This window comes from Variovorax sp. PAMC28562 (assembly GCF_014303735.1).
Taxonomy (GTDB): domain Bacteria; phylum Pseudomonadota; class Gammaproteobacteria; order Burkholderiales; family Burkholderiaceae_C; genus Variovorax.
Genome location: NZ_CP060296.1, coordinates 4,337,197 through 4,363,334, shown reverse-complemented (window position 1 = coordinate 4,363,334; position 26,138 = coordinate 4,337,197). Strand labels below are relative to the sequence as shown.

The 26,138-nt window shown below is 62.4% G+C and carries 23 protein-coding genes and 1 tRNA gene; 16 read left to right on the top strand and 8 right to left on the bottom strand.

Annotated features, from left to right (window positions below; all coding sequences use genetic code 11):
- Positions 1 to 35: 35 nt before the first annotated feature.
- The 11 genes from iscR to H7F36_RS20380 all read left to right on the top strand — a co-directional run bounded on the left by iscR (position 36) and on the right by H7F36_RS20380 (position 7,943).
- Positions 36 to 572: a Fe-S cluster assembly transcriptional regulator IscR gene (iscR, locus tag H7F36_RS20430; RefSeq protein WP_187052491.1), complete on the top strand. Its 537-nt coding sequence runs from the start codon at positions 36 to 38 to the stop codon at positions 570 to 572.
- Between the two features lie 77 nt (positions 573 to 649).
- On the top strand, positions 650 to 1,870 hold the full coding sequence (locus H7F36_RS20425; RefSeq protein ID WP_187052490.1) for an IscS subfamily cysteine desulfurase: 1,221 nt from the start codon (positions 650 to 652) through the stop codon (positions 1,868 to 1,870).
- Positions 1,871 to 1,897: 27 nt separating this feature from the next.
- The gene (iscU, locus tag H7F36_RS20420; RefSeq protein ID WP_187052489.1) at positions 1,898 to 2,320 is read left to right on the top strand and encodes a Fe-S cluster assembly scaffold IscU; all 423 of its coding nucleotides are present in this window, start codon (positions 1,898 to 1,900) and stop codon (positions 2,318 to 2,320) included.
- Between the two features lie 2 nt (positions 2,321 to 2,322).
- Positions 2,323 to 2,646 carry an iron-sulfur cluster assembly protein IscA gene (iscA, locus tag H7F36_RS20415; protein ID WP_187052488.1) on the top strand — a complete coding sequence of 108 codons (324 nt, stop codon included), beginning with the start codon at positions 2,323 to 2,325 and terminating at the stop codon, positions 2,644 to 2,646.
- 62 nt (positions 2,647 to 2,708) lie between these two features.
- Entirely contained in the window at positions 2,709 to 3,227 is a 519-nt protein-coding gene (gene hscB / locus H7F36_RS20410; RefSeq protein WP_187052487.1) for a Fe-S protein assembly co-chaperone HscB, read from the top strand.
- Between the two features lie 4 nt (positions 3,228 to 3,231).
- The gene (gene hscA, locus H7F36_RS20405; RefSeq protein WP_187052486.1) at positions 3,232 to 5,088 is read left to right on the top strand and encodes a Fe-S protein assembly chaperone HscA; all 1,857 of its coding nucleotides are present in this window, start codon (positions 3,232 to 3,234) and stop codon (positions 5,086 to 5,088) included.
- 7 nt (positions 5,089 to 5,095) lie between these two features.
- Positions 5,096 to 5,434, top strand: coding sequence for an ISC system 2Fe-2S type ferredoxin (fdx, locus tag H7F36_RS20400; RefSeq protein WP_187052485.1), 339 nt, complete (start codon positions 5,096 to 5,098; stop codon positions 5,432 to 5,434).
- Complete coding sequence (gene dnaQ, locus H7F36_RS20395; protein WP_187052484.1) at positions 5,434 to 6,153, top strand: DNA polymerase III subunit epsilon; 720 nt, start codon at positions 5,434 to 5,436, stop codon at positions 6,151 to 6,153. Before fdx ends, dnaQ begins: the two co-directional genes overlap by 1 nt.
- 54 nt (positions 6,154 to 6,207) lie before the next feature.
- A tRNA-Val gene (locus tag H7F36_RS20390) sits at positions 6,208 to 6,282 on the top strand.
- Positions 6,283 to 6,454: 172 nt separating this feature from the next.
- Positions 6,455 to 7,573, top strand: coding sequence for an NAD(P)/FAD-dependent oxidoreductase (locus H7F36_RS20385; RefSeq protein WP_187052483.1), 1,119 nt, complete (start codon positions 6,455 to 6,457; stop codon positions 7,571 to 7,573).
- A gap of 73 nt (positions 7,574 to 7,646) precedes the next feature.
- On the top strand, positions 7,647 to 7,943 hold the full coding sequence (locus H7F36_RS20380) for a glycine zipper domain-containing protein (protein ID WP_187052482.1): 297 nt from the start codon (positions 7,647 to 7,649) through the stop codon (positions 7,941 to 7,943).
- A gap of 30 nt (positions 7,944 to 7,973) precedes the next feature.
- On the opposite strand, the gene H7F36_RS20375 is transcribed toward H7F36_RS20380, so the two are convergent.
- The gene (locus H7F36_RS20375; RefSeq protein WP_187055122.1) at positions 7,974 to 9,032 is read right to left on the bottom strand and encodes a quinone-dependent dihydroorotate dehydrogenase; all 1,059 of its coding nucleotides are present in this window, start codon (positions 9,030 to 9,032) and stop codon (positions 7,974 to 7,976) included.
- Between the two features lie 102 nt (positions 9,033 to 9,134).
- Here H7F36_RS20375 and rpiA point away from each other — a divergent pair, with 102 nt between their 5' ends.
- Positions 9,135 to 9,830 carry a ribose-5-phosphate isomerase RpiA gene (gene rpiA, locus H7F36_RS20370; protein WP_187052481.1) on the top strand — a complete coding sequence of 232 codons (696 nt, stop codon included), beginning with the start codon at positions 9,135 to 9,137 and terminating at the stop codon, positions 9,828 to 9,830.
- A gap of 42 nt (positions 9,831 to 9,872) precedes the next feature.
- Here rpiA and H7F36_RS20365 read toward each other — a convergent pair whose 3' ends face one another.
- The 5 genes from H7F36_RS20365 to H7F36_RS20345 form a co-directional block, all read right to left on the bottom strand.
- Positions 9,873 to 10,529, bottom strand: a complete 657-nt coding sequence (locus H7F36_RS20365; RefSeq protein WP_187052480.1) for a glutaredoxin family protein — start codon at positions 10,527 to 10,529, stop codon at positions 9,873 to 9,875.
- Positions 10,530 to 10,596: 67 nt separating this feature from the next.
- Positions 10,597 to 12,678 carry a M3 family metallopeptidase gene (locus tag H7F36_RS20360; RefSeq protein ID WP_187052479.1) on the bottom strand — a complete coding sequence of 694 codons (2,082 nt, stop codon included), beginning with the start codon at positions 12,676 to 12,678 and terminating at the stop codon, positions 10,597 to 10,599.
- A 77-nt stretch (positions 12,679 to 12,755) separates the two neighbouring features.
- Entirely contained in the window at positions 12,756 to 13,625 is an 870-nt protein-coding gene (gene folD / locus H7F36_RS20355) for a bifunctional methylenetetrahydrofolate dehydrogenase/methenyltetrahydrofolate cyclohydrolase FolD (protein WP_187052478.1), read from the bottom strand.
- 102 nt (positions 13,626 to 13,727) lie between these two features.
- The gene (locus H7F36_RS20350) at positions 13,728 to 14,357 is read right to left on the bottom strand and encodes a response regulator transcription factor (protein ID WP_187052477.1); all 630 of its coding nucleotides are present in this window, start codon (positions 14,355 to 14,357) and stop codon (positions 13,728 to 13,730) included.
- A complete protein-coding gene (locus H7F36_RS20345; protein WP_187052476.1) occupies positions 14,354 to 16,894 on the bottom strand; it encodes a PAS domain S-box protein in 2,541 nt (846 codons plus the stop codon). The genes H7F36_RS20350 and H7F36_RS20345 overlap by 4 nt, the downstream gene beginning before the upstream one ends.
- Positions 16,895 to 17,062: 168 nt before the next feature.
- On the opposite strand from H7F36_RS20345, the gene aceE reads away from it, so the two are divergent.
- From aceE to lpdA, 4 genes are all read left to right on the top strand, one after another.
- Positions 17,063 to 19,801: a pyruvate dehydrogenase (acetyl-transferring), homodimeric type gene (aceE, locus tag H7F36_RS20340; protein ID WP_187052475.1), complete on the top strand. Its 2,739-nt coding sequence runs from the start codon at positions 17,063 to 17,065 to the stop codon at positions 19,799 to 19,801.
- 64 nt (positions 19,802 to 19,865) lie between these two features.
- Positions 19,866 to 21,557: a dihydrolipoyllysine-residue acetyltransferase gene (gene aceF, locus H7F36_RS20335; protein ID WP_187052474.1), complete on the top strand. Its 1,692-nt coding sequence runs from the start codon at positions 19,866 to 19,868 to the stop codon at positions 21,555 to 21,557.
- A complete protein-coding gene (locus H7F36_RS20330) occupies positions 21,554 to 22,144 on the top strand; it encodes an MFS transporter (RefSeq protein ID WP_187052473.1) in 591 nt (196 codons plus the stop codon). The genes aceF and H7F36_RS20330 overlap by 4 nt, the downstream gene beginning before the upstream one ends.
- Positions 22,141 to 24,000: a dihydrolipoyl dehydrogenase gene (gene lpdA / locus H7F36_RS20325; RefSeq protein WP_187052472.1), complete on the top strand. Its 1,860-nt coding sequence runs from the start codon at positions 22,141 to 22,143 to the stop codon at positions 23,998 to 24,000. Before H7F36_RS20330 ends, lpdA begins: the two co-directional genes overlap by 4 nt.
- Before the next feature lie 103 nt (positions 24,001 to 24,103).
- On the opposite strand, the gene H7F36_RS20320 is transcribed toward lpdA, so the two are convergent.
- Positions 24,104 to 24,658: a C40 family peptidase gene (locus H7F36_RS20320; RefSeq protein ID WP_187055121.1), complete on the bottom strand. Its 555-nt coding sequence runs from the start codon at positions 24,656 to 24,658 to the stop codon at positions 24,104 to 24,106.
- A 439-nt stretch (positions 24,659 to 25,097) separates the two neighbouring features.
- Complete coding sequence (locus H7F36_RS20310) at positions 25,098 to 26,030, bottom strand: AraC family transcriptional regulator (RefSeq protein WP_187055120.1); 933 nt, start codon at positions 26,028 to 26,030, stop codon at positions 25,098 to 25,100.
- Between the last annotated feature and the right edge of the window lie 108 nt (positions 26,031 to 26,138).

Genomic DNA, 26,138 nt, shown 5'->3' with positions numbered 1-26,138 from the left:
GTCATTTCAACGGTAAGCACTTGAAGGAGCTTGCGATGCGTCTCACTACAAAAGGCCGTTTTGCGGTCACCGCCATGATCGATCTGGCATTGCGCCAGAACACCGGTCCGGTCACGCTGGCGGCCATCAGCCAGCGGCAGCAGATTTCGCTGTCCTACCTTGAACAGCTCTTCGGCAAGCTGCGCCGCCACGAACTGGTCGAATCGACCCGCGGTCCCGGCGGCGGTTACAGCCTCGGTCGCAAAGCGGCCGAAATCACTGTCGCCGACATCATCGTTTCGGTGGATGAACCCATCGACGCGACTCATTGCGGTGGCAAAGAGAATTGTCTGGGCGAGGCCGGTCGCTGCATGACGCACGAACTTTGGGCATCGCTGAATCAGCGCATGGTCGAGTTCCTCGATTCGGTCACCTTGCAAAAATTGGTCGATGACCAACTCGCCAAGGGTGTCCAGATCGAGAACAAGCCGGTGATCAAGCGCGCGATTTCGGCGCAACCGGTGGCGAAGCCTATCCGCATCAACGCGCCGAATTCGGTGTTTGCCCTTGGGAATGTCTTTGCGAAGTCGTAAAGGCCATGAATTAGGGCGCCCTCGGGTGCCTTGCCTGCAGCGACCCTCAAATTAACCAATGCCAGCCAGAGCCAGCCATGGACTTCACTCCTCATTTCCCCATCTATCTTGACTACGGCGCGACCACGCCCGTCGATCCGCGCGTCGTCGACGCAATGATTCCCTGGTTGAGCGAGCACTTCGGCAATCCGGCCTCCCGCAGTCACGCGTGGGGCTGGGAGGCGGAGGAGGCCGTTGAAAAAGGCCGCGGCTACGTCGCGGAATTGATCAATGCCGACCCTCGTGAGATCGTGTGGACTTCCGGCGCCACCGAATCGATCAACCTTGCGCTGAAAGGCGCGGCTCAGTTCTACAAAGGCAAGGGCAAGCACCTCATTACCGTCAAGACGGAGCACAAGGCCGTTCTCGACACCATGCGCGAGCTTGAACGTCAAGGCTTCGAGGTCACGTACCTCGACGTTGAAGAAAACGGTTTGCTCGACCTCGGCAAGTTCAAGGCGGCCATTCGCCCCGACACGATTCTGGCGAGCGTCATGTTCGTCAATAACGAAATCGGGGTGGTGCAAGACGTTGTCGCCATCGGTAACGCCTGCCGGGAAAAAGGCGTGCTGCTTCACGTCGATGCAGCGCAAGCGACGGGCAAGGTCGAGATCGACATCACGCAGCTGCCCATCGATTTGATGAGTCTGGCTTCGCACAAGACTTATGGTCCCAAAGGTATCGGCGCGTTGTATGTGCGGCGCAAGCCGCGCGTCCGGCTCGAAGCGCAAATGCACGGGGGCGGTCATGAGCGCGGCATGCGTTCAGGATCGCTGCCGACGCACCAGATCGTCGGAATGGGTGAGGCCTTCCGCATCGCTAAACTCGATATGAAGGCAGACAACGCCAAAGCCGCAGCGCTGCAAAAGCGCTTGCTCGATGGCCTGAAAGATGTCGAGCAGGTCTTCATCAACGGTGACCTCGAGCATCGTGTGCCGCACAACCTGAATATCAGCTTCAACTACGTCGAAGGCGAGTCGCTGATCATGGGTATCAAGGGCTTGGCGGTGTCGTCGGGTTCGGCGTGCACATCAGCCAGTCTGGAGCCGAGCTATGTGTTGCGCGCTCTCGGCCGCAGCGATGAGCTTGCGCACAGTAGCCTTCGCATGACCATCGGCCGTTTCACGACCGAAGAAGAAATCGACTACGCGATTTCCACCATCAAGCACAACGTCGCCAAGCTGCGTGAGTTGAGCCCACTGTGGGAAATGTTCAAGGACGGTATCGACATCAGCGCTATCCAATGGTCGGCGCACTGAACACGATACAAAACAAGAGGTAACCTCATGGCATATTCATCCAAGGTCATAGACCACTACGAAAATCCCCGCAACGTCGGTTCGTTCGAAAAGGGCGACGACTCTGTGGGCACCGGCATGGTCGGCGCACCTGCTTGCGGCGACGTCATGAAGCTGCAGATCAAGGTCAACCCGGAAACCGGCGTGATCGAAGACGCACGCTTCAAGACCTACGGTTGCGGCTCGGCCATCGCGTCGTCGTCGCTGGTCACCGAGTGGGTCAAGGGCAAGACACTCGACGAAGCCGCTGCGCTCAAGAACGCGCAGATCGCTGAAGAACTGGCGTTGCCGCCGGTAAAGATTCACTGCTCGATCCTGGCAGAAGACGCGATCAAGGCAGCGGTCAACGACTACAAAGCGAAGCACGCCGCATCGGCTGCCAAGGCTGCGCCCCAGGAAGCGGTTCACTGATCATGGCCGTAACCCTTACCGATGCGGCCGCGCGCCACGTCAATCGCTACCTCGGTAAGCGTGGCAAGGGCGTGGGTGTGCGTCTGGGGGTCAAGACAACCGGCTGCTCCGGTCTCGCCTACAAGCTGGAATATGTCGATGAGTTCGCGCCTGAAGACGTGGTTTTCGAAGACCGCGGCGTCAAGGTGCTCGTCGATCCGAAAAGCCTGGCTTATATCGACGGAACGCAGCTCGACTTCGTTCGCGAAGGCTTGAACGAAGGCTTCAAGTTCATTAATCCAAACGAGCGCGATCGCTGCGGTTGTGGAGAGTCTTTCAGGATTTGACGCCGTGCGCGTTTCGCGCCCGAGCCGCCACCATGTCATGTGCTGGCGGCTTTTTTATTGCCATGAACCTTAACGACACCGACTTCGAACTCTTCGCCGTGCCAACGATGTTTGCACAGGACCGCGCTGCGCTGGACGCGCGTTGGAAAGAGCTGCAGCGCGAGGCGCACCCCGACCGTTTCGCGGCGCAAGGCGCGGCCGCGCAGCGACTGGCGATGCAGTGGTCGGTGCGCATCAACGAGGCTTACCAGCGGTTGAAAGATCCGGTCAAGCGTGCCGCTTATTTGTGCGAGCAACGCGGCTCGTCGATCAACGCCGAAACCAATACCGCGATGCCGCCCGCATTCCTGATGCAACAGATGGAGTGGCGCGAGACGCTCGATGACGCAACGAAGGTAGAAGCTGTCGACGCGTTACGGACCGAGGTGGAGACGGCGCGCGCGGTGGCTCTCGCATCTCTGGACCGCTATATCGACGAAGAGGGCGACCACCCTGCGGCAGCGCAGCAGGTGAGAGCCCTCATGTTCATCGAGCGCTTTGCCGACGATGTTGAGTCCAAAGCCGATCAGTTGGGACAATAGAGCGATGGCACTTCTGCAGATTTCCGAACCGGGCCAGGCGCCGGACCCGCATCAACGGCGCATCGCTGTCGGCATCGACCTCGGCACGACGCACTCGCTCGTGGCCGCAGTGCGTAACGGCGTTGCCGAATGCTTGCCCGACGACGAGGGCCGCGTCATTCTTCCATCTGCGGTTCGCTACCTCGACGTCGAGCGTAGGCAGATCGGGTTCGAAGCGCTGGCGGCACGCGCGCAGGACGCCGCCAACACCATCACGTCGGTCAAACGGCTGATGGGACGCGGCTTGTCCGACATCGTCAACCGCGATGCGATGTCGTATCGGTTGGTGGACGAAGGCGGCATGGTCAAGGTCGAGACGGCAGCTGGTATCAAGTCACCGGTCGAGATCAGCGCCGAGATTCTGGCCACGCTGCGTTTCCGCGCCGAAGACACTTTCGATGATTCGCTCTACGGTGCCGTCATTACCGTACCGGCCTATTTCGACGAAGGACAGCGCCAGGCCACCAAGGACGCGGCGCAGCTCGCAGGCATCAATGTGCTTCGGCTCATCAGCGAGCCGACGGCTGCTGCCATCGCCTATGGCCTCGATAACGCGAGCGAAGGCGTCTACGCGGTTTATGACCTGGGCGGCGGCACCTTCGACATTTCCATCCTGCGACTGACGCAGGGCGTGTTCGAGGTGATCGCGACTGGCGGCGACTCTGCGCTGGGTGGTGACGACTACGATCACGTGATCGCTGATCTTGTGCTGTCGAACACCGGTGCGCACGCGACAGACGATGCCGATCGGGCCACGATGCTTGTGGCGGCGCGCGCTGCAAAAGAAGCGCTCACCACCTCGGCTTCGACGCTGGTTCATGTGCAGGTGTCAGGCGCGGACGTGCAGTTCGAGCTCACCCGGCAGCAGTTCGATGCGACGACCAAGCCGCTCACGGACCGCACCATCGCCGCGGTTCGCAAAGCGCTGCGCGATGCCAGGCTCAAGAACGATGACTTGCAGGGCATCGTCATGGTGGGTGGCTCCACGCGCATGCCGCAAATCCAGCATGCGGTCGGCGAGTTCTTCGGTCGTGCGCCACTGACCAATTTGAACCCGGACGAAGTCGTCGCACTCGGTGCCGCGATCCAGGCCAACCAGCTGGCAGGCAACGGCGGCGCGGACGATTTGTTGCTGCTCGACGTGATCCCGCTGTCGCTCGGCATCGAGACCATGGGCGGGCTCGTGGAACGCATCGTTCCACGCAACCAGACCATTCCGACCGCGATGGCGCAAGACTTCACCACCTACCAGGACGGGCAAACCGCGCTTGCTTTGCATGTGGTGCAAGGCGAGCGCGATCTCGTTGCCGATTGCCGCAGCCTCGCGCGCTTCACTTTGCGCGGCATCCCGCCGATGTCGGCTGGCGCTGCGCGCATTCGCGTCACCTTCACCGTCGATGCCGACGGCTTGCTCAGCGTCGGCGCCAAGGAGCAGGGCAGTGGTGTGGAGGCCAGCGTCACCGTGAAGCCCTCGTATGGCCTGTCGGACGACCAGATCGCGACGATGCTGCAAGACAGTTTCGCGACCGCGCAGCAGGACATGCAGGCGCGGGCTCTGGTCGAAGCACGTGTGGACGCCGATCGCATGCTGCTCGCGACGCAGAGCGCGCTCGACGCCGACGGCGACCTGCTGAGCTCTGAAGATCGCACGCTGATCGATCAGTCGATGACGGCGCTGCGCCAAGCCCATCGGAGCACCGATGCCGCGGTTGTCGAGGCCGCCACCAAAGCGCTCGCTCATGTGACAGAAGGCTTTGCCGCAGCGCGCATGAATGCCGGTATTGCCCGAGCACTCTCGGGTCGCAAAGTCGAATCCCTGTAGAAAAAAAATGCCAGTCATCAAGATCCTGCCCCACCCCGAATACTGTCCGCAAGGCGCCGAGATCACCGCGCCCGCCGGCACGTCGATCTGCGAGGCGCTGCTCGAACACCACATCAATATCGAGCACGCGTGCGAGATGAGCTGCGCCTGCACGACCTGCCATGTGCTGGTTCGCCAGGGCTTCGATTCGCTCAACGAGGCGGAAGAGGGCGAAGAAGACCTGCTCGACCGCGCCTGGGGGCTCGAGCCGCAATCGCGCCTGAGTTGCCAGGCCATCTTGGCGCAGCAGAACGTGACCATCGAGATCCCGAAGTACTCGATCAACCACGCCAAGGAAAACCACTGATGTCGCGTCTCGTTGTCCTCGATACCGAAACCACCGGCCTCTCTGCAGAAAACGGCGATCGTGTGATCGAACTCGGTTGCGTGGAGTTGTTCAATCGCAAGCTCACCGGCAACGATCTGCACATTTATTTCAACCCCGAGCGCGAGAGCCATGAAGACGCGCTCAAGGTGCACGGGCTGACGACGGATTTCCTGCGCGACAAGCCCAAGTTCGCGACGCTTGCTAACGACGTGATCGAGTATCTGCGCGACGCAGAGTTGATCATTCACAACGCTGCGTTCGACGTCGGCTTTCTCAACAAGGAGTTCGAGCGAGTCGGCCTGCCGCCGTTGAAGACTTTCGTCGGCCAGGTTACCGACACGCTGGCCATGGCCAAGCAGGTGTACCCCGGCAAGCGCAATTCGCTCGATGCACTGTGCGACCGTTTCGGCGTCGATCGCTCGAATCGGACCTTTCACGGCGCCAAGCTCGACGCCCAGTTGCTGGCCGACGTCTACATCAACCTCACGCGTGGACAGGACGCCTTGCTGATCGATGTGGCATCCAACGAGCCAGCGCTGGGTACCTTAGTGGCAATCGATTTGCGCAGCTTCGATTTACCGGTGATCTACGCAGCCGATGTCGAATTGGCGGCACACGACGCGACGCTGCAACAGCTCGACAAGGCCAGCAACGGACATACGCTGTTCCGCCAGGTCGGCTGGAGCCCTATGGCATAATTTGAGGCTGCGCGCAGTAGCGCGGAGATCCAAAGTGTTGCAGCAGCAGCGCTCGGGCGGTTAGCTCAGGGGTAGAGCACAGCATTCACACTGCTGGGGTCCCAGGTTCGAAACCTGGACCGCCCACCAATTCCTTCAGTCGCACAAGTTAGATGCATCCTCGCGTCTGCACAGCCCTACTGCAGATCGGGCCACTCGCTCACCGGCTGGTTGCCCCAAACTTTCGATTCTTTGCGTCGACGCGATAGCGCTGACCGACACGCCTCTCGAGCAATCTGCGACGAGACGCTAAGCTCGTGTCATGGAGACCATCGATTGCGCCGTCATCGGCGCCGGCGTTGTGGGTTTGGCGGTCGCGCGTGCCCTGGCATTGCGGGGGCACGAAGTTGTCGTCCTGGAGTCGGAAAACGCCATCGGTACCGGCACCAGCTCCCGCAACAGCGAAGTCATTCACGCGGGCATCTACTACCCTCGTGATTCGTTGAAGGCCACCCTTTGCGTGGCAGGCAATGCGGCGCTTTATGCCTACGCGGCAGAGCGAGGCGTGCCGCATCGGCGATGCGGAAAATTGATCGTGGCAACGACCCCTGCGCAAATCGAAGAACTCGATGCCATTCAGGTCAAGGCGCTGCGCAACGGCGTCCTCGACATCGTGCGATTGAACGGCGTTGAAGCGCGGGCCATGGAGCCAGAACTGGAATGTCTGGCCGCGCTTCACTCGCCCAGCACCGGCATCATCGACAGCCACGCGTTGATGCTGAACTTTCAGGGAGACATGGAAAACGCGGGTGGTGTTCTGGCGATCAAGTCGTCAGTCGTTGCGGCCAAGTGCGTCGACCGCGCGATCGAGCTCGAGCTGGAAGACGGTACGTGCGTACGCTGCAACAGCGTCGTCAACGCTGCTGGGCTGTCCGCCCCTTCGCTTGCCCGACGCTTTGCCGGTTTGCCTGCCGACGCAGTCCCGACCGAGTATTTCGCAAAGGGGAATTACTTCACCCTCGCGGGCCGCGCGCCCTTCAGCCGCCTCATCTATCCGGTGCCCGAAGTCGGGGGGCTTGGCGTTCATCTGACGATCGACCTCGGCGGTCAGGCCAAGTTCGGGCCCGACGTCGAATGGACGTTGTCGCCCGACGATCTGGTGGTCGATCCGGCTCGTGGCGACGCCTTTTACGCCGAAGTCAGACGTTACTGGCCCGAGCTTCGCGAAGGCGCGTTGCTGCCGGGTTATGCAGGGATGCGCCCCAAGCTCTCTGGGCCGGGAGAGCCGGCGATGGACTTCGTCATATCAGGCCCGGCCGATCACGGCGTACGGGGTCTGGTCAACCTGTTCGGCATCGAGTCGCCGGGGCTTACCAGTAGCCTGGCGATCGGTACGCACGTCGCCGGATTGCTCGGTGGCCGTTTGGCGGCTGTACCATGAGCGGTACGCCAATTGCTGGCGTGTCAAAGTCGTCGGCACAGTGCCGGCGTCAATCCACGGAGGGAATATTTCAATGAGTGCTACCAGCAATCTCGAAGCAGCCGCCGATGCGGTGGTTGAAGACGTGCGAGGCGTTCTCGCCAGCAAAGAACTCGACTCGGTGCCGCACATCAAGGCCTTGCGCCAGCGCGTCGATGCCAAGATCGCCATCGCCAAGGAACTGACCGCCGAAAAGGCGCGCATCGCCGCCAAGAAGGCGCGTGAGGCTGCAGACAGCGCCAACACCTATGCGCACGACGAGCCATGGCAAATCGCAGGCGCTGCACTCGCGGTCGGCGTGCTGCTGGGCCTGTTGCTCGGTCGCCGCTGATCTGAGCGCGACGGCAGGCGTCTCGGGCGCTCAGTCGCCGAGCTTGCGTAGCGCCTCAGCGGCTTCCCGCACCAGGCCGGGCCCGCGGTAGATCAGGCCGGTGTAGATCTGCACGACATCGGCACCGGCTGCGATCTTCTCGCGAGCGTCGGTCGCGCTCAACACGCCGCCGGCTCCGATGATCGGAAAGCCCTTGCCTAGCAACTTGCGCAGTTGACCGATCACGCGATTGCTTGCCTCGCGGACCGGCGCTCCTGAAAGTCCTCCCGCTTCTTCCGCGTGCGGCAGACCCTTGACCGCCTCGCGCGAGAGCGTGGTGTTGGTCGCGATCACGCCGTCCATGTGGTGGCGCTGCAGTGCCGCGGCGATGACCCCGACCTGCGCAGCGTCCAGGTCCGGCGCGATCTTCAAGAACAGCGGCACGCGCTTGCCGTGCTGTGCCGCCAACACGCTGCCGCGTTCGACCACAGCGCCGAGCAGCGCATCCAGCGCTTCGTCGCTCTGCAGCGAGCGCAAGTTGGCAGTGTTCGGGCTCGAGATATTGATCGTCACGTAGTCGGCATGCGGGTACACGCCGTCGAGGCATAGCAGGTAGTCGTCGGTCGCACGCTCGATCGGTGTCGCGGCGTTCTTGCCGATGTTCAGGCCGAGCAGCATCGGCGCTGCGGCGTTTCGTTTGCGAAACTGGACACGCTGAACATTGGCGATGAAGGCATCCAGCCCGTCGTTGTTGAAGCCGAGCCGGTTGATGAGCGCCTCACGCTCCGGCAAGCGAAAGATGCGCGGTTTGGCATTGCCCGATTGCGCTTTGGGCGTGACGGTGCCGACCTCGACGAAGCCGAAACCCATCGCGGCAAAGGCATCGATGCAGCGTGCGTTCTTGTCGAGCCCGGCGGCCAGACCAATGCGATTCGGAAAGGTCAGGCCGGCCAATGTCACCGGGTCATCGACGCGCGGTGCCGCATAAGCAAAATCGAATGGCGTGTTCTGCGTAAGGGCCAGCGTGCCGAGGGTGAGCTCATGCGCGTGCTCGGCGTCAAAGCCAAAAAGAAAAGGGCGGGCAAGGCTGTAGAGCGAGGAGAGGGGCATCAGCGTGAGCAAGCGTGGTGTCGGGCGTGGTGTCGGACGTTGCATCACCGGAATTGGTGACACCGGATAATTCCGGACTTCAATGTTCCTGGATTCTCCGCGATGACTTCACCCGCTACGCCCTTGACACAAGAACAGATGAAGACCCAAGTCGGACATGCGGCGCTCGACTACGTGACGCGCGGCGAGATCGTCGGCGTCGGCACGGGCTCGACCGTCAACAAATTCATCGATGCGCTGGCCACGATCAAGAACGAGATCAAGGGTGCGGTGTCGAGTTCGGTGGCATCGTCGGAGCGGCTGCGTGCCGCTGGCATTCCGGTGTTCGACAGCAACGAGGTCGAGGAGCTGTCTGTCTACATCGACGGCGCCGACGAGATCGATCACCGCGGCCACATGATCAAAGGCGGCGGTGCTGCGCTTACGCGCGAGAAGATCGTGGCGGCACAGTCGCGGCGCTTCGTCTGCATTGCAGATGCATCGAAACTGGTGAACACGCTGGGGGATTTTCCGCTGCCCGTGGAAGTGATTCCAATGGCGGCACGTCGGATCATTCGGCAGTTTGCAAGACTCGGTGGCGAGGCGCAGGTGCGCGAGAAGGACGGGCTACCGCTGGTCACCGACAACGGCCAGCACATCATCGATGTGTCGGGCCTGAAGATCACCGACCCGCGTGCCTTCGAGGCCGAAGTGAGCCAGTGGCCCGGTGTCGTCACTGTCGGCGTCTTCGCCTATCAGAAGGCCGATGTGTGCCTGCTCGGGACGCCGACGGGGGTCGAGACCCTGCAGTTCGATTGAGCGGGAAGAAGGCGGCTTCGGAACAACGTAACCGCCGTTGGCTTAAAACTTGATGCCGGCCGGATTGCTCGGCGTCGGCCCGTTGTTGACGGACTGCGGAACGGGTGGCTGCGCTACCGCTGCTGGCGCGTTGCCCGCCGTCTTGGCCGAGCCGGTCGCAGCCGGCGCCGGCGATTGAGCCACCAGCGGCCGTGCCGGTGCCGGTCGATAGCCGGCGGGCAGTTGCGAGCTCTTCGGATAGCTGGCCGCGTCGAGATATTGCGACCATTCGGCGTCCGAAAACCCTTTCAGCTGCTGCGAGCCGATGCTCAATACCGGCAACGACGTTTGCCCGCTCAGCCGCTGCAGGGCGGCAGTGTCGGCATCGGTCTTGATCAGCCGCTCGTCGAACGGAACCCCGCGAGTGATGAGCAAGGAGCGAGCGGACACACAAGGTGCGCATTCGTCACTGGTGTAGAGCATGACCGGGTACCGCTGCACGACTTGCCGCAACTCGTACGGCAATCCTTCCGCGCTCGCGTTCGAATTGCCAGCCCGCGGGGTGGCTGGCTGCGCATTGGCAGCGGGTGCCTGATCCGAAAAGGAAATCTTGCCGCTCTTGTCGACGTTGCGATACACCGGCTGCGCCGCTGCGCTGGCGGCGACCAGCAACAGGCCGAGCGACAGCGGCAGGGCGGAGAGTCGGGCGGTCAATTTCATCAGCTGGCTCCGTGATCGAATCGATCGCCCTAGTATCTCAGCACCCGCCCCCGGCTGCCACGCAATGTCACGCCAGTTGCGGCTCGGCCATGCCCTGGTGTCGCAACAACGCATCGAGTTGCGGCTCGCGCCCTCGAAACGCCTTGAACGAGTCCATGGCGCTGCGGCTGCCACCGGATTCAAGGATGGCCTCGCGATACTTGCGGCCGGTTTCGATACTCGGCTCGCCGTTGGCGCCCGCAGTTTCCTCGAAAGCCGCGTACGCATCGGCACTCAACACCTCGGCCCACTTGTAGCTGTAGTAGCCCGCTGCGTAGCCGCCCGAAAAGATGTGGCTGAAGGTGTTGGGCGTCCGGCTGAAGGTCGGCGAAGGCATGACCGCCATTTCGCTGCGGACCTGCGCCAGCAACGCGAGCACGTCGCCTGGCTTCGCGGTGACGGCTTGGTATTCGGTGTGCAGCAGCATGTCGAAAAGCGAGAACTCGATCTGGCGCAGCGTCTGCAGGCCGCTCTGAAAATTCTTGGCGGCAATCATCTTGTCGAACAGCGCGCGCGGCAGCGGCTCGCCGGTGTCGACGTGCGAGGTCATGTGCTGCAGCACGTCCCATTCCCAGCAGAAGTTCTCCATGAACTGGCTCGGCAGTTCGACCGCGTCCCATTCGACACCGCTGATGCCAGACACGTCGCGTTCGTTGATCTGCGTCAACATATGCTGCAGGCCGTGGCCGAACTCGTGGAACAGCGTGGTCACGTCGTCGTGCGTCAGCAGCGGCGGATTGCCGTCGACGCCTTCGGCGAAGTTGCAGACCAGTTGTGCGATGGGCGTTTGCAGAGCGCCGGTATCGGGGCGCAACCAGCGCGCGCGCACGTCGTCCATCCAGGCGCCGCCGCGCTTTCCTGCGCGTGCGGACGGGTCGAGGTAAAACTGGCCCACCGTGGTGCCGGCGCGCTCGATGCGGTAGAACTCGACTGTCGGGTGCCAGACCGGCGCGCTGTCGCGACGGATGGCCACCTCGAACAAGGTTTCGACGATCTTGAACAGGCCCGCCATCACCTTCGGCGCGGTGAAGTATTCCTTGACCTCTTGTTCGCTGAACGCGTAGCGCGCTTCCTTGAGCTTTTCGCCGATGAAGGTCCAGTCCCAAGGCTGCGGGTCGGTCAGCCCGAGCTGCGTCGTTGCGAAAGCCTTCAGGTCGGCCAGATCGCGTTGACCGTAGGGCTTGGCCTTGACGCCGAGGTCACGCAAGAACTTGACGACCTGTTCAGGCGATTCAGCCATCTTCGGCACGACCGAGAGCTGGCCGAAACTCTTGTAGCCCAGGAGCTTGGCTTCTTCTTCGCGCAGCGCAAGGATCTCTGTGATCAGCGCGGTGTTGTCGAGCTTGGCGTCACCGAACTCGCTGGCGCGGGTCACGTAGGCGCGGTAGAGCGTTTCGCGCAGCGCGCTGCTTTTTGCGAACTGCATCACCGGCAGATAGCACGGCATTTTCAGCGTGAGCTTGTAGCCGGCCTTGCCCTCCGACTCGGCCGCCGCACGGGCCGTGCTCACCACGTCTTCCGGGATGCCATCGAGCTCGGCGGGCGATGCGTAGTACGCGAACGCGTCGGTGGCGTCGAGCGCGTTCTCGCTGAACTTCTGGCTCAGTTCGGCCTGACGCTCCTGGATTTCGGCGAAGCGTTCTTTGGCAGCGCCTTGCAATTCAGCGCCGCCGAGCACGAAGTTGCGGACCGCATTCTTGTGCGCCTGGCGCTGCTCGGTGTCGAGCGTGGTCGCATTGATGGCCTTGTACTTGGCATAGAGCCGCTCGTCGGAACCCAAGCGCGTCCAGAACGCGGTGACACGCGGCATCGCTTCGTTGTAGGCGGCACGCAGTTCGGGCGTGTCGGCGACGGCGTTCAAATGACCCACCGCGCCCCAGGCGCGGCTGAAGCGCTCGGACGCTACGTCGAGCACTTTCGAGATGGCGGTCCAGTCCGACGGAAAGCCCGGGGCTGTCACGGTTTCAAGTGCCGCATCGGACTCCGCGAGCAGCGCGTCGACCGCCGGTGCCACGTGCTCCGGCTGGATCTTGTCGAACAATGGGAGGTCGGTGAAATCGAGAAGTGGATTGTCGAGTAGCGGATTGAGCGTGGCGGTCGTTTGGGTCATGGTGTGCATCTGGCGGCGAGGCGGCGTGAGTACAAGTAGGAAGGCGGCTTGTGGTGACCGCCCTGTTCAGTAGAGGCCTATGCGGTGAGAGCCTGGGAAGTGGCGACGCGTTCCGCGGCTTCGACGGTATTGACCAGCAGCATGGTGATCGTCATCGGGCCGACGCCGCCGGGCACGGGCGTGATCCAGCCGGCGACTTCCTTGACGCCGTTGAAATCGACGTCGCCGCAAAGCTTGCCTTCTTCGTTGCGGTTCATGCCCACGTCGATGACTACCGCGCCTGGCTTGACCATGCCGGCTGTCAGCACGTTGCGCTTGCCGACGGCAGCGACGATCACGTCGGCCTGCCGTGTCATCGCGCCGAGGTCGGCGGTGGCGCTGTGGCAGATCGTCACGGTCGCGCTCTTGGCGAGCAGCATCAGCGCCATCGGCTTGCCGACGATGTTGCTGCGACCGATGACGACGGCATGCTTGCCACGCAGGTCAAAGCCGATGGATTCGAGCATCTTCATGCAGCCATATGGCGTGCAGGGCCAGAAACCGGGTGAGCCGGTCATCAACGCGCCTGCGCTCGCCACGTGGAAGCCATCGACGTCTTTGGTCGGGGCGATGGCCTCGATCACCTTGTGTGCGTCGATGTGCGGCGGCAGAGGCAGTTGCACGAGGATGCCGTGGATGGTGGGGTCGCTGTTGAGTGCCTCGACGCGCGCCAGCAGGTCGGCTTCAGTCAGGTCGACCGGGTACTGCTCGAGCACCGAGTGCAGGCCGTTGTCTGCGCAGGCCTTGACCTTGTTGCGCACGTAGACCTGACTCGCGGGATTCTCGCCGACCAGCACCACGGCGAGGCCGGGCACTACGCCGCGGATCTTGAGCGCGGCGGCGCGTTGGGCGACCTCGGCGCGGAGCGTGCGCGAGAGTGCGTTGCCGTCGATCAGTTGAGCTGTCATCGGGTTCGATTTTCCAAGTAAAAACGCCCGCTTGCGCAGGCGTTGAAGTCATCGATTGCTATCGAAGCCATAGGCATCGGTTCGCCGCCTGCCTGGCGAGCATCAAGCTTTGACGGGGGCCGCCTGACCCAGCGCGATCTTCAACAGATCGGCCACCGTGTTGGCGTTGAGCTTTTCCATGATGTTGGCGCGATGCGCCTCGACCGTCTTGATGCTGATGCCGAGGTCGTCGGCGATCTGTTTGTTGAGCCGGCCGGCGACGATGCGTTCGAGCACCTGCGCTTCGCGGCCGGTGAGCTTGGACAGCAGGGCATCACGACTGGCCGATTGCTGGTGCTGCGCAAAAGCGCTGCGCGCGTGTTCGAGCATGCGTTCGACCAGCGTCACCAGTTCTTCGTCGTTAAATGGCTTCTGGATGAAATCCATCGCGCCTTTCTTCATCGAGTCGACCGCCATCGGCACGTCGCCGTGACCGGTAATGACGACGATGGGCAGCGGCGAGCGGCGTTCGATCAGCCGGTCTTGCAGTTCAAGCCCGGTCATGCCACCCATGCGGATGTCGACGATCAGGCAGGCGACCTCGCGCGGGTCGTAGCGGGACAAAAAAGACTCGGCGGAATCGAAGCAGCGGACTCGGTAGTCCTTGCCTTCGAGCAGCCACTGCAGCGAATCGCGGACTGCTTCGTCGTCGTCTACGACGTAGACCGTGCCCTTCTTCGGAATCAAGCTCATGCAGGTACCTTTGCCTCGTCGTTTGCTATGGATTTAAGAGCATCCAACACCGGAATCCAGAAGGAAAAACGGCATCCGACGACATCCGAACCATTGTAGATGTTCTCCGCCTGCATGCGGCCACGATGCGACTCGACGATGGTGCGGCACAGGTTGAGGCCAATGCCCATGCCTTCTGGTTTGGTCGAGAAGAATGCTTCGTAGAGCCGGTCCATCACTTCGGGTGCCAGACCCATGCCCGTGTCTTGCACCGAGAACTCGACGGCGCTTTGGCCCTCGATCGTTTTGGGCAGCACGCGCAACTCGACGCTGCGCCGCGCCAGTGGCCGGTTCGCGTTGTCGATCGACTCGGCTGCGTTCTTCAGCAGATTGACCATCACCTGCTCGATCAGGATCGGGTCGACCTGCAGGATCGGCAACCGCGCCGCCACGTAGTGGTTGAGTCGCACATTGCGGCGCCGCAGTTCGATGCCGGCCAGTTCCACCGCTTCGCTCACCATCGTGCTCACCTCGGCCGGCGTGCGATTGGGCTCACTGCGTTTAACAAAAGACCGGATGCGCTGAATGATCTGGCCGGCCCGCTGCGCCTGCTTGGATGTCTTGTCGAGCGCGGCCAATAGCGATTCGGAATCGATCGTCTGACCACGGATGCGCGACGCCATGCCGTTGCAGTAGTTGGCGATGGCCGTCAGCGGCTGGTTGAGTTCGTGCGCCACGCTCGACGCCATTTCACCCATGGTGATGAGCCGACTCGCCGCCTGCGCGCGATCGGCCTGCGCCGCTGCCTGCTCTTCTGCCACGCGACGCGGTGTGATGTCGGTCGCAATCACCATCTGCGCCAACCGGCCGTCGACCCAGGTCAGATAGCGTGAGCGTACTTCGAGCCACTTGCCGAGCTCGAGTACGAAGATCTCGTTGTTGGCGGGTTGGGCGGCGGTGAGCGTGTCGATCGGCAAGCCTGCGAACGGGTCGACATCGTCCAGTGCTTCGTCGTGCGCCTGCGAGGCGGGCACACCGGCCTGCGCCACCATGCCCAGGTGGCCGACGGTGTTGGAACCGAACCAGAGTCGATAGAGCTTATTGGCGAACAGCAATTCTTCGCTTCCGATCGGCGCGACCGACACCGCCGCATCGAGCGCTTCGAGCACGGTGGTGAAACGCTCGTACGAGGCCGACAGCTGCTCTCGAATGCGCGTCGGCTCGGTGATGTCGGTCATCGACGTCATCCAGCCGGTCTGATGGCCGCGGGCGTCGATCAGCGGCGACACATACAGCCGCGCGTTGAAAATGCTGCCGTTCTTGCGCCGCACCCGTACCTGAAAACCGCCCGGCAGGGCACGGCCATGCAACTCTTCTTCGAGCCGGTCGTTCATGACCTCGCGATCGGATTCGAGCCAGTACGGAAACGGCGGCGCCTGGCCGACCAGCTCGGTTTCGCTCCAGCCCGTCATGTCGCAGAAGGCGGCGTTGACATATGTGATGCGGCCTTCGAGATCGAGCACCCGCATGCCGGTCAGCATCGAGTTTTCCATCGCCCGGCGGAAGTTGGTTTCCGCGATCAGTGCCTGTTGCGCCTGCAGTCGCCGCCGTGTGTGGCGCCAGGTGCCGATGAGCATCCAACTGGTGAGCACACTCAGCGCGCCGACCAGCCAGAAGAGCCCGTTGCCGACAAAGCCTTGCGACGTGCGATACGCCTGTGCGCGCAGGACCAGGCCATTGCCGACCGGCGACACCGGCACCTCGTATTCGTTGGTGTGCTCGGCCCAGGGCAGCAGGCGCGTGCCGGCCGCGCGCGGATTGACTGTGTTGCCGGCCAACAGGCCGCTCTTGGCATCGAGCAGCGACACGGCATACCGTGCCGAGACTTCCGGCGGAATGCCGTAGCGGAGCAGTCCGTCGACCGAAAATTCGCCGACCACTGCGCCCGCGAACAGGCCTTGATCGAAGAGCGGGATGTGGAGCTGCAGCATGCTCGGCGGATCGGTCCCGGCCATCGGCTGCGAGAACACGGGCTGGCGCAATTCGCGGGCGAGCGCGTAGTTGCTCTCGGTGTCGCCGGGCCGCAGCACTTCGCCGACCGGATGCTGCTGCGACGGATGCACGCTCGGCGCCGCGTAGCTCGCCTTGAAGCGCCGGCGATCGTCGATCCAGCTGATCTCCTGCAGTTCCGGAAATTGGCTCACCAGCGACTCGGCGCGGCTGCCGAACTCGGCCGCATCGATCTCACGGTTCGACGCATCGCGGGCCAGTCGCATCAGTTGCTCTTGCCGTTCCAGCAGGCGCAGTCGGACGCGTTGCTGCGCGTACTCGACATCGCGCTTGACCGACTCCTGTTCCCGCTCGACTTCTTCGGCCCGCAGGTACCAGAAGGCCGAAACGATCACGCCCAGAAACAGCAGCACGGCGGCCAGCGGCGCGAGCATGGCGACCGCGTCTTGCAGCACCGGCGTCTGGCGCCGCCACCAGCGCCGCCACCACGACAGGGGAGACGCATTTGCCGCGTTGCGAGCGACCGCGATCGGGGAAGAAAAGGGCATCGGCCGAGTGTAGGGGAAGGCTGCGAACCGCCATGAAGCCATGCCAAAAATATCACATTAAGAAATCGGCATCTGCCATTTGAAATTGCTTAAATAATGTGGGAAACTGCCGCGCGTTGCCAATTCCGGCACTAAATTACGTTCACAACCAATAAGCAGGAGACAAGCATGTCGGCAAATCCCGAGAACCTGTTCGGCTCGGCCGCGAATGACGCGGACGCGCAAGAGACGCGCGAATGGATGGACGCCTTGTCGGCTGTCATTCAGAGCGAGGGCCCCGACCGGGCTCACTTTCTGTTGGAACAACTGCTGGAACATGCGCGGCAGCACAGCATCGACAAACCGTTTTCGGCGACTACGGCGTACGTCAACACCATCGAGGTCGACCAGGAAGAACGCTCGCCCGGCAATGCAGAAATCGAAGAGCGGCTGCGCTCTTTCATGCGCTGGAACGCGATGGCGATGGTGGTCAAGGCGAACCGCCATCACCCGCCCGAAGGCGGCGATCTCGGCGGCCATATCGGCTCATTCGCTTCGTTGGCCACCATGTTTGGCGCCGGCTTCAACCATTTCTGGCACGCCGAGAGTGCGGAACCCGGTAAAGAGCACGGCGGCGACTGCCTCTACATCCAGGGCCACGTGTCGCCCGGCATCTACGCCCGCGCCTACCTCGAAGGCCGGCTGACCGAAGAGCAGCTGCTCAACTTCCGCCAGGAAGTCGATGGCAAGGGCCTGTCGAGCTATCCGCATCCGAAACTGATGCCCGAGTTCTGGCAGTTCCCGACCGTGTCGATGGGGCTCGGCCCGCTGATGGCGATCTACCAGGCGCGCTTTCTGAAGTACCTGCACGCGCGCGGTATCGCCAACACCGAGAACCGCAAGGTCTGGGTGTTCTGCGGCGACGGCGAGATGGACGAGGTCGAGTCGCTCGGTGCCATCGGACTGGCCGCGCGAGAAAACCTCGACAACCTGGTTTTCGTCATCAACTGCAATCTTCAGCGACTCGACGGCCCGGTGCGCGGCAACGGCAAGATCATTCAGGAACTCGAAGGCGAGTTCCGTGGTGCCGGCTGGAACGTCATCAAGTTGATCTGGGGCCAGGGTTGGGACTCGCTGCTGGCGCGCGACAAGGACGGTGCGCTGCGCAAGATCATGATGGACACGAACGACGGCGACTACCAGTCGTTCAAGGCCAACGACGGTGCCTACGTGCGCAAGAACTTCTTCGGCCGCGATCCGCGCACCGCCGAGATGGTCGCCAAGCTGAGCGACGACGACATCTGGCAACTGCGCCGCGGCGGCCACGATTCGCAAAAGGTCTACGCAGCCTTCCACGCAGCCGTGAAGCACAAGGGCCAGCCGACCGTCTTGCTCGTCAAGACCGTGAAGGGCTTTGGTATGGGCAAGATCGGCGAGGGCAAGAACAACGTTCACCAGACCAAGAAGCTGAGCGACGAGGACATCAAGGCCTTTCGCGATCGCTTCAACATTCCAATTCCCGACAGCCAACTGGCCGAACTGCCGTTCTACAAGCCGGCCGACGACACACCGGAAATGCAGTATCTGCACGAGCGGCGCAAGGCGCTCGGCGGCTACCTGCCGCATCGCCGTACCAAGGCCGACGAGAGTTTTACCGTGCCGTCGATCGACGTCTTCAAGAGCGTCATGGAGCCGACTGCCGAGGGCCGCGAAATCTCGACGACCCAAGCCTACGTTCGCTTCTTGACGCAGTTACTGCGCGACCAGGCGCTGGGCCCGCGCGTCGTACCGATCCTGGTCGACGAGGCGCGCACCTTTGGTATGGAAGGCCTGTTCCGTCAGATCGGCATCTACAACCCCGCAGGCCAGCAGTACACCCCGGTCGATAAAGACCAGGTCATGTACTACAAGGAAGACAAGGCTGGGCAGATCCTGCAAGAGGGCATCAACGAAGCCGGCGGCATGTCGAGCTGGATCGCGGCAGCAACCTCGTACAGCACGAACAATCGCATCATGGTGCCGTTCTACGTGTACTACTCGATGTTCGGCTTTCAGCGCATCGGCGACCTGGCCTGGGCTGCTGGCGACATGCAGGCGCGCGGCTTTTTGCTCGGGGGCACCTCGGGCCGCACCACGCTGAACGGCGAAGGCCTGCAGCACGAAGACGGCCACAGCCACATCCTGGCCAACACCATTCCCAACTGCGTGAGCTACGACCCGACCTTCGCCCATGAAGTCGGCGTCATCCTGCACCACGGTCTGAAGCGCATGGTCGAAAAGCAGGACAACGTCTACTACTACCTGACGCTGCTGAACGAAAACTACCCGATGCCCGGCCTCACGCCCGGTACCGAAGAGCAGATCATCAAGGGCATGTACCTGGCCAAACAGGGTCCGGCGCTCAAGGCCGTCAAGGGCAAGGACGCGCCGACTGTGCAGTTGCTCGGCAGCGGCACCATCCTGCGCGAGAGCTTCGCGGCGCAAGAACTGCTCGAGCAGGACTGGGGTGTTTCGGCGTCTGTGTGGAGCTGCCCGAGCTTCAACGAACTGACCCGCGACGGTCAGGACGTCGACCGCTGGAACCTGCTGCACCCGATCGATACGGCGCGCGTCTCGTTCGTGGCGCAGCAACTGGCCGCGAGCGCCGGCCCGGTGGTTGCATCGACCGACTACATGAAGGCCTACGCCGAGCAGATCCGTCCGTACATCCCCAAGGGCCGTACCTACAAGGTCCTCGGCACCGACGGCTTCGGCCGCAGCGACTTCCGCAACAAGCTGCGCGAGCACTTCGAAATTAACCGCCATTACATCGTCGTGGCGGCCCTCAAGGCTCTGAGCGAGGACGGTTTCTTCCCCGTGCAAAAAGTGGCTGACGCGATCAAGAAGTACGCAATCAACGTCGATAAAGTGAACCCGCTCTACGCTTGATCCGGCGGCCTGACGAAGCACCAAAACGAACAACCAGAACGCCTTCGAGGCGGGAGATAAAAACATGGCAGCAGTGGAAGTCAAGATACCGGACATCGGCGATTTCGACGAAGTCGCGGTGATCGAGATCCTGGTGAAGGTAGGCGACACGGTCAAGGCCGAACAGTCACTCATCACCGTGGAGACAGACAAGGCGTCGATGGAAATCCCGTCGAGCCAGGCGGGCGTGGTGAAGGAGATCAAGGTCGAGGTCGGCAGCAAAGTGAAGCAAGGTTCGGTCGTGCTGGTGCTGGAAGGTGAGGGCGCTGCGGCATCCGCACCGCCGCCCGCCGCAGCGCCCGCACCCGCTGCTGTTCCCGCGCCGACGCCGGCTACTGCAGCCGCTGCACCGGCGGCATCCGCCGCAGCACCCGCGAGCAGCGGCGGTCCCGTCGAAATCAAGGTGCCCGACATCGGTGACTTCAAGGACGTCTCGGTCATCGAGATCCTGGTCAAGCTCGGCGACACGATCAAGCAAGAGCAGTCGTTGATCACCGTCGAAACCGACAAGGCTTCGATGGAAATTCCGGCTTCGGCTGCTGGCGTGCTGAAGGAGCTGAAGGTCAAGGTCGGCGACACGGTCAACATCGGCGACCTGATCGCGATCGTGGAAGGCGCCACCGGCAACGCTGCGACTCCTTCACCGACGGCAACGGCTCCGGCAGCAGCGGCCGCGCAAATCGCTGCCGCACCTGCTGCCGCCAGCGTGGCAGTACCTGCTGAGGCGCCAGCGGCGGCGTCGCCACCGATCGGCCACAACCCTTCGGTCGCACCCAGCACGAGCCTGCCGCACGCATCCCCATCGGTTCGCAAGTTCGCTCGCGAGCTTGGCGTTCCACTCGAAGAAGTGAAGGGCTCGGGTCCCAAGGGCCGCATCACGCAGGAAGATGTTCAGGCATTCACCAAGGCCGTGATGAGCGGCGCATCGAGCACCAAAGCATCGGCGGCAAAAGCGCCGGCCAGCGGTGGCGGCGATGGCGCGGCGCTCGGATTGATTCCGTGGCCCAAAGTCGACTTCACCAAGTTCGGCACGGTCGAGCGCAAGGACATGTCGCGCATCAAGAAGATCAGCGGCGCGAACCTGCATCGCAACTGGGTGATGATTCCGCACGTTACCAACAACGACGATGCCGACATCACCGAGCTCGAGGCCTTCCGCGTCTCCACCAACAAGGAGAACGAGAAGTCCGGCGTCAAGGTAACGATGCTGGCTTTCGTGATCAAGGCAGTCGTGTCGGCGCTGAAGAAATTTCCTGATTTCAACACCAGCCTGGACGGCGACACGCTCGTCTACAAGCAGTACTACAACATCGGGTTCGCGGCGGACACGCCCAACGGTCTGGTCGTTCCAGTGCTCAAAGATGCCGACAAGAAAGGCATCTTGCAGATCAGCACTGAAATGGGCGAGCTCGCCAAGAAGGCGCGCGACGGCAAGCTCGGCTCGGCCGACATGCAGGGCGGCTGCATGTCGATCAGCTCGCTCGGCGGCATCGGCGGGACGCACTTCACGCCCATCATCAACGCGCCTGAAGTGGCGATCCTCGGCTTGTCCAAGAGCGCGATGAAGCCGGTGTGGGACGGCAAGCAGTTCGTACCGCGCCTGACGTTGCCGCTGTCGCTCTCGTACGACCATCGGGTGATCGATGGCGCATCGGCTGCGCGTTTCAACACCTACTTAGGGCAGGTGCTCGCCGACTTCCGTCGAGTCTTGCTATGACCACGGTGGTGGCTGTCCGCAAGGGCAGCCAGGTGGTGATCGCGGCGGACACGCTGGTCACTTTCGGCGATACGCGGCTCTCGCATGCGCAGGAAGACAACCGCAAGGTGTTCGAAGTCGACGATGCAGGGGGGCGCAGCCTTTTTGCCGCGTCGGGTTCGGTGGCGCACTTTCCGGCACTTCGACATGCGTTGGCAGCGATCGGCAAAGACGGCCTCAAGCTGCGCAGCCGCGACGAGATCTACCGCACGTTCACCAAGCTGCATCCGCTGCTGAAAGAGTCGTTTTTTCTGCAGACCAAGGAAGACGAGCACGACCCTTACGAGTCGAGCCAGTTCAGCCTGGTGCTGGCGAATGCGACCGGCATCTATGGCGTCTACAGCTACCGCGAAGTGTTCGAGTTCAAGCAGTTCTGGAGCATCGGCTCCGGACGCAGCTTTGCACTTGGCGCGATGCACGCGGTGTATGCGAAGGCTCGATCGGCGCGTGAGGTAGCCGACGCGGGCATCGCGGCCGGCTGTGAATTCGATCGCAACTCGGCCGGACCGGCCGATGTACTCACTCTCAAATTGAAGGTGTCCCCATGAGCGAACAACAAATTCAGGTACCCGACATCGGCGACTTCGATGAAGTGGCAGTGATCGAGGTGCTGGTGAAGATCGGCGACACGGTCAAGGCCGAGCAGTCTTTGATCACGGTCGAATCCGACAAGGCGTCGATGGAGATTCCATCGTCGGCCGCGGGCGTCGTGAAGTCGCTGGCTGTGGGTGTCGGCGACAAGGTCAAGCAGGGGTCGGTGGTGCTGACGCTGGAGGTGAGCGGGGCTGCGGCCGCTGGGCCTGCTGCATCGGTGCCATCGCCGGCTGCGGCTGCTCAGGCATCGCCTGCTCCGACCGCTGCGGCGCCGGTTTCCGTGCCCCCACCCCAACCCTCCCCCGTGGGGGGAGGGAGCAAGGCGCCGCTGGCAAGTACGTATGGCGGCACCGTGGATCACGAATGCGATCTGCTCGTGCTGGGTGCCGGTCCCGGTGGCTACTCGGCGGCGTTCCGCGCGGCGGATCTTGGACTCAAGGTCATCTTGGTGGAGCGGTACGCGACCTTGGGTGGTGTCTGCCTGAATGTCGGCTGCATTCCGTCGAAGGCGCTGCTGCACGTCGCTGCGGTGATGGACGAGGTCAAGCACTTCGCCGAAATGGGCGTGACGTTCAGCGAGCCCGTTATCGACCGCACCAAGCTGCTCGCACGCAAGAACAAGGTGGTGAGCAAGCTCACCGGTGGGCTTACCGCGATGGCGAAGATGCGCAAGGTCACCACCGTGCGCGGTGTCGGCGAGTTCATCGACGCGTTCCACGTGAAGGTGCAGGAGACCAGCGGTGATGGCCAGGCCACGACCGGCAAGGCGCAGATCGTCAAGTTCCGCAACTGCGTGATTGCGGCTGGCTCGCAGGCCGTGCACCTGCCGTTCATGCCCAAAGACCCACGCGTGGTCGACTCGACCGGCGCGCTGGAGTTGGGCATCGATCCCAAGCGCATGCTGATCCTGGGCGGCGGAATCATCGGGCTCGAAATGGGCTCTGTGTATTCGTCGCTCGGCGCCCGACTCGACGTGGTCGAAATGCTCGATGGCCTGATGCAGGGCGCCGACCGCGACCTGGTCAAGGTCTGGCAAAAGATGAACGCGCCACGCTTCGACAACATCATGCTGAAGACCAAGACCGTCGGCGCTGAAGCGACCAAGGATGGCATCAAGGTCACCTTCGAAGGCGAGGCTGCGCCCAAAGAGCCGCAGTTGTACGACCTGGTGTTGCAGGCCGTCGGTCGCACCCCCAACGGCAAGAAGATCGGTGCCGAGAAGGCCGGCGTCACCGTGACCGACCGCGGCTTCATTCCTGTCGACATCCAGATGCGGACCAACATCTCGCACATCTTCGCGGTCGGCGACATCGTCGGCCAGCCGATGCTCGAGCACAAAGCGGTACATGAAGCGCACGTGGCCGCAGAAGTTATCGCGGGCGAGCAGAAGGGCGACAAGCAACTTGCCGCGGCCGCCTTCAATGCCCGCGTGATCCCAAGCGTGGCGTACACCGACCCCGAGGTGGCTTGGGTCGGCCTCACCGAAGACCAGGCCAAGGCGGAAGGCATCAAGATCAAGAAGGGGCTGTTCCCGTGGAGCGCTTCAGGCCGCGCTATTGCCAACGGCCGCGACGAGGGCTTTACCAAGTTGCTGTTCGATGCAGAAACTGAGCAGATCCTGGGCGGCGGCATCGTCGGCACACACGCAGGCGACATGATCGGCGAGATTGCGCTGGCGATCGAGATGGGTGCCGATGCGATCGATATCGGCAAGACCATCCACCCGCATCCGACGTTGGGTGAAAGTATCGGCCTGGCCGCCGAGGCGCTCCACGGTCACTGCACCGATTTGCCGCCGGTCAAGCGCTGAACTCGTCGAGCAGGTCGCGCCCAACAAAAAACCCGCCGACGGCGGGTTTTTTCATGCGTGCCCTGCAGAGGAGGGCCTCGGTCTCCGGTCTCTCAGGCAGCGCTCAATCGCCGACCTTGGCTTCTTCGCCCTGGACTGCTTGCACGCGGCGTCCGCCATTGAAGCGGCTTTGCCAATAGCTGCCGCTCATGTCTTCAACGCGGACCTGGGCGCCTGGCTTGGGCGAGTGAATGAACTTGCCTTCACCGACGTAGATGCCGACATGGCTGAACGCCCTGCGCATGGTGTTGAAAAACACGAGGTCGCCGGGCTTGAGATCGGTGCGTGCGATGGGCTCGGTGGCTGCAGCCTGTTCAACAGCGCGGCGCGGCAGCACGAGACCGATGGTCTGGTTGTACATGGCACGGACAAAGCCACTGCAGTCGAAGCCGGTTTCGGCGGTGTTGCCGCCGCGGCGGTAAGGTACGCCCAGGAAACCGACGGCGGTGACCACCAGTTCGGAGGTGCGATCGCTGACGGTCTGGCGAACATGATCGAGCTTGCTGATCAAGCCTTTATCCGAAAGCATTCGTTCTATGTCGTCGCTGCGCTCCTGTTGTGGGGCGGCATGCGCCGCAAAAGCAATGAGAAGGATGGCAGGTAAGACAAATAAACGCATGGTACGTAGGATATTGACGACACTCATCGATGTCAATTTCATCCAGTTTCGGGATTTCTATTATAACTTGTTGTTTTAATTAGATATTTTCGAATTTTGTGATATGAATTTGTAAAGTTTGTCAGTTATCCGACATAAGCGCTTTGCCTGATGTAAGTCAAAAGAATGTGAATTGCTTGTGTCGGTGGGTGATCGGGACATGCTGCGTCCGTACCAATTTGCAAAAGATGGCGGATGCTCTCCTTGCCACTTTTTGGCTTAAATCGAACGGTCGGTGTTTTTGTAGCGATCGTGGCGATGACTTCTTGTGCTGTTGCAGCACCGCGGCCAGAGAAGGAAAGCGAGCACGGTCCGCAAGGAGGCGACGAGATCAACATCCCGCTCGCCGGCCGCAACCACGGCGGACGGCAATGCCTACCTCGCGGCGAACCTGGCCCTGTCACGGGTCCCTTTCAACCACTGCGCTCTCAACCCGGTACTGCCCAGGCCGCCGCCCGGTCACTTTAAAGAATACGGAGCTGAAAGCCGCCGCCGAGCCGTAGCCGACGATCTCGGCGACCTCTGAAATGCTGCGGTGGTTCGACTTCAGCGCCGCGCTGGCCACGGCCACTCGCCATTCGATCAGGTAGCGAAGCGGTGGAACACCCGTCATCGCCTTGAACCGCTCGGCGAAGGTCGTGCGAGACATAGCGACGCTGGATGCAAGCTCGTCGACTGTCCAGCGGTGCGCGATGTCGGCATGCAGCAGGTGCAGGGCTGCTCCGATCTTTGGATCCGCAAGCGCACCCAGCCAGCCCGGCAGATGAGCCCCGGACGCCATGCGCAACCGAAGACTCTGCATCAGCACCATGTTCGCAAGATTGGTCGCGACGACCGCGCCGCCGGGTCGTACGGCCTCGGTTTCTAGGCGAAGGAGTTCGAGCAGCGCCCGCAGCGACGGAGCGCCTTCCGATCCGGCAGGCACATGGACGAGTGGCGGCAGCAATTTCAGCAAGAGGTCCTCCGCATCGGCGTCGAAGACGAAGCGACCACCGGCGGCACTCACCTTGTCGCCGTGCTGACCGTAGCGAACGATGCCATCCGCATCCATGCAACTGGCAAGCACTTCGCGCCCATCGATGGGCACGAGTGTCGGATCGCTGCCGGTGCAGTAGGGCTGGCCGCGCGTCAGGAGGTAGAAATCGCCGGTGTTCAGATACAACGGCGGCTCGCCGTCTTCGGTCCAAAGCCAGAACGCGCCTTCCAAAATGCCGGCGAACTTGATGTGACGGCGCCCGGTGAAGCGCATCGCCCAGGGTCCTCGAACGTCCAGGCGCGCCGACGTGACGCATCGCGCTTTGAGCAGCGAAAAGACGTCCGATAGTGGGTCCATGAGTCCGTACGTTCGATGATGAATGAAGGCGATTCGAGTATCGACCGCGGTCCAGTCGATAGCCACGATACAGGGTGAGAGCGAGCGGCGGCGCTGAGCCCGCATCGG